This is a genomic window from Enterobacter cloacae complex sp. 2022EL-00981, from assembly GCF_028737495.1.
GTDB classification, from domain to species: domain Bacteria; phylum Pseudomonadota; class Gammaproteobacteria; order Enterobacterales; family Enterobacteriaceae; genus Enterobacter; species Enterobacter cloacae.
In genome coordinates this window covers 1-2813 of sequence record NZ_JAQZRK010000058.1, presented here as the reverse complement: position 1 = coordinate 2813, position 2813 = coordinate 1, and the positions used below count along the sequence as shown (strand labels likewise).

Here is a 2813-nt window from a genome sequence, read left to right as displayed (position 1 = left end):
GGCAAAAACTTTTGTCAGCGCCCCTTTCCTTCCGTCCTTCGCCGTTGCTCCTTTGCCCTTTGCCGCGAGAGAACTCACCAGGGAGATGGACAACCATCACCACAGGAGAAAACCAGGATGCACACACAAAACGTCAACGTCAAAACCGCCGCTCAAGAATCTTCCAGGAAGATAGGGGGAAAACCTGTTTCGTACAGAATTCTCGTTGCTGATATGCCAAAAAAAGCAGAGGAAGAATGGGATGTAATGGAATTCAGCAGCCTTGCTGAACTGAAAAAATTCCGCAGATGTTGCCCCGAAAAAATGAGCCTCATCTATGGCTATGCCCTCAGCAGCGGCGTCGATAAACAGTTCCGGCATATCAACGTCATCGAAGCTGACCACTTCAAACAGTTTGTGCGCCTGATTGAGCGCGCAGGTATCGACATTTAACCCTTTTCCAGCCGTGCGGCAGCCGCCGCACGAAACCTGACTGAACAGGAGCCAGAAAGATGAACGTTAACACCCCGACCGCAGTGCCAATGGTTTTCTTCATTCCGTCCAGCAATGCCGTGTATGCCTGGGCGAAACAACGAAACGGTGAATGGGTCACCGAGTACGGCGCGAAAACGCTGGATAACGTGCGTCACCTTTACCCGGATGCGGAGCTGATGACGTTCGCCCAGGTGCAGGAAAAGCAAAATATCGGTTTTCGCCGTCAGTGGGTGGAGATCACGAAAAAACCGCTACATCCGACAGCTTGAAGCGCTGCCGCCGATGGACTGGTGCCGGGGTTTTGGCGGGGAGTCATTCAAATCGATGGAGTTCACGGGTGGCGATGTGACCGCGATTTATGTGCGGTACGGAGAACGTTTCTTCGAGTGTCACGACCTGCACACCCTGAATCACAAAGAACTGATCGGGGATGTGATCTCCCGTTTCTGTCTCGATGCGCCGCTGAATTCCGCGCATTAAAAAAGCAGGGTTTCCCCTGCTTTCTCAACGCCGGGTAACCGCTGTCACGGTGAACCGGCAATCACAACCAATGTAAGGAGATTGATCATGAAATTGGACCCGCAGACTGTCGCACAGGCGGAGGCATTTGTAAATGCCCTCCGGGCCGGAAAATCTGCCCACGTTCCCGCACTGCGCTTTAACCAGTGGCAGCAATTTATGTCCGTGGTGAATGCTGGTACAGGCTATGCCGCAAATGCCGATTGTGGGCTGGGTGTCAGCGTCTATCCGGCGCTCGGACTGGCATAACAGGAGACGGCCGCCCACGGGCGGCCGGTAAGGAGAAACCATGTCACAACTGAGTTTTGAATCCCTGTTTCTGGCTGAACTGCCAGCGGTACCGTCAGCAGAGCCCGCGCCTGCACGGATGCTGTCACCTGCTGAGGCGCGTAAGCAGTTCGCCACGGTGTTCCGCCATACGGCGCCGAACATGCGCCGTTCTGAGGTATTCCGCGATTTCATTACCCTGGCGGCCAGCGAGCTGGATATGGCACGTATCCGCACGCCGGAGAACATCGAGAGCAGCCGCCGGATCTGCGACCGCTATCAGCCGTCCGATTTAGACGCCATGAAACAGCTGTTTTGTCTGATGGTGGAAGGGCTGGCGGGTGAAATTCATGATTTTCTCGGTGCCCTGTATATGGAGCAGGAGCTGGGCGCGGACGAAATGGGGCAGTATTTCTCGCCGTCCTGCATCTCTCGCCTGATGGCCGGAATACTCATGCCTGGCGCTCAGGAGACGATAAAACGAGACGGGTGGATGGCGCTTGATGAGCCTGCCTGCGGCAGCGCCGGAATGGTGATCGCCTTTGCATACTGGATGGTGGAAGCCGGACTGAACCCGTCTGAACAGCTTTACGCCACCTGTACCGATATCGATCCGATGGTGGCTGATATGGCCTTCATCCAGCTGGCACTCCTGGGTATACCCGCGAAAGTGGTGACCGGCAATACGCTGACCCTCCAGGCCAGCCGTGTGCGCTATACGCCCGTTTATTACTTCAACGCGTGGCACGAACGTCTGGCGTTTCGCGAGCGATTTGACGCCATGAAAAACTTTCTGGCCTCCGTGGCCGCCTGACTTAGAGGGCGGCAGGGCAGACCTGCCGCCAGGAGAGAAACATGAAAAATAATACACTCAACGGCATTCCGGCTACTGTGCTGGAGACAATGGCTGAGCACCTCCGCGGTCAGCCTGAACCGGTAAAAATCCGGAGTGTTGAAGACCACGCCGCACTGGCTGCACAGGCGCTGTGGGACTTTGCCCGTAAAACCGGGCTTAACCGCGAAAGCGAGAGCGTGGAAACCGTTGTTACCGATTTTCTGGCCAACCTGCTTCACCTGTGTGAACAGTGTGACCCGGATGGAGACGGGGCAGGGTGTCTTAATGGCCTGCTGAAAACGGCGATGATGCACTATGAGCAGGAATGCGGGGGGGACAGGGAGGAACTGATCTGATCCTGCCAGACGATACGCCCCGGTGCGGTCATCGGGGCAACCCCATAAACCCGCGCTCCCCTTCGGGGAGCCAGGGCGGGCAAAAGCGCCTCCGGCGCTACCGCTGCGCCCTCAGTTATCCGGTTATTCTCATCTGCACAGCAAATTAATGCTAATGGACGCATACATTAGCATTAATGGTCATTGTTTTATTAACGGTGTGGGTCAGGTTTCCGGCCAAATCACAGCGATATCAGCCAGCTTCACCAGGATGGCCATCACAAGAAAGACGGGCAGGGCGATGGCCCCCTTCGGCTCCCGGCCCGCGTGGCGGTCCGGTCGTCGAGCCCCACTCCGCCAGGCAGCTGCTTCGCACCCGCCAG

The 2813-nt window shown here is 56.4% G+C and carries 6 protein-coding genes; all 6 read left to right on the top strand.

From position 1 onward, the window contains the following. The first annotated feature begins 117 nt into the window (after positions 1-117). On the top strand, positions 118-432 hold the full coding sequence (locus PUZ33_RS25020) for a hypothetical protein (RefSeq protein ID WP_214540353.1): 315 nt from the start codon (positions 118-120) through the stop codon (positions 430-432). A 59-nt stretch (positions 433-491) separates the two neighbouring features. Then, entirely contained in the window at positions 492-743 is a 252-nt protein-coding gene (locus PUZ33_RS25015; protein WP_229078602.1) for a hypothetical protein, read from the top strand. 55 nt (positions 744-798) lie between these two features. Then, positions 799-954, top strand: coding sequence for a hypothetical protein (locus PUZ33_RS25010; RefSeq protein WP_232945489.1), 156 nt, complete (start codon positions 799-801; stop codon positions 952-954). Between the two features lie 87 nt (positions 955-1041). After that, positions 1042-1242 (top strand): hypothetical protein, encoded by a 201-nt coding sequence (locus PUZ33_RS25005; protein WP_126494010.1) that lies wholly within the window; start codon positions 1042-1044, stop codon positions 1240-1242. 40 nt (positions 1243-1282) lie between these two features. Then, positions 1283-2074: an N-6 DNA methylase gene (locus tag PUZ33_RS25000; RefSeq protein WP_126494011.1), complete on the top strand. Its 792-nt coding sequence runs from the start codon at positions 1283-1285 to the stop codon at positions 2072-2074. Positions 2075-2115: 41 nt separating this feature from the next. Continuing rightward, positions 2116-2451, top strand: coding sequence for a hypothetical protein (locus PUZ33_RS24995; protein WP_126494012.1), 336 nt, complete (start codon positions 2116-2118; stop codon positions 2449-2451). Positions 2452-2813 lie beyond the last annotated feature (362 nt).

What these genes read in the sequence shown, in the direction of transcription:
- PUZ33_RS25020 (WP_214540353.1), top strand. Translation starts at nt 118, where the DNA reads ATGCACACACAAAACGTCAACGTCAAAACCGCCGCTCAAGAATCTTCC.
- PUZ33_RS25015 (WP_229078602.1), top strand. Translation starts at nt 492, where the DNA reads ATGAACGTTAACACCCCGACCGCAGTGCCAATGGTTTTCTTCATTCCG.
- PUZ33_RS25010 (WP_232945489.1), top strand. Translation starts at nt 799, where the DNA reads ATGGAGTTCACGGGTGGCGATGTGACCGCGATTTATGTGCGGTACGGA.
- PUZ33_RS25005 (WP_126494010.1), top strand. Translation starts at nt 1,042, where the DNA reads ATGAAATTGGACCCGCAGACTGTCGCACAGGCGGAGGCATTTGTAAAT.
- PUZ33_RS25000 (WP_126494011.1), top strand. Translation starts at nt 1,283, where the DNA reads ATGTCACAACTGAGTTTTGAATCCCTGTTTCTGGCTGAACTGCCAGCG.
- PUZ33_RS24995 (WP_126494012.1), top strand. Translation starts at nt 2,116, where the DNA reads ATGAAAAATAATACACTCAACGGCATTCCGGCTACTGTGCTGGAGACA.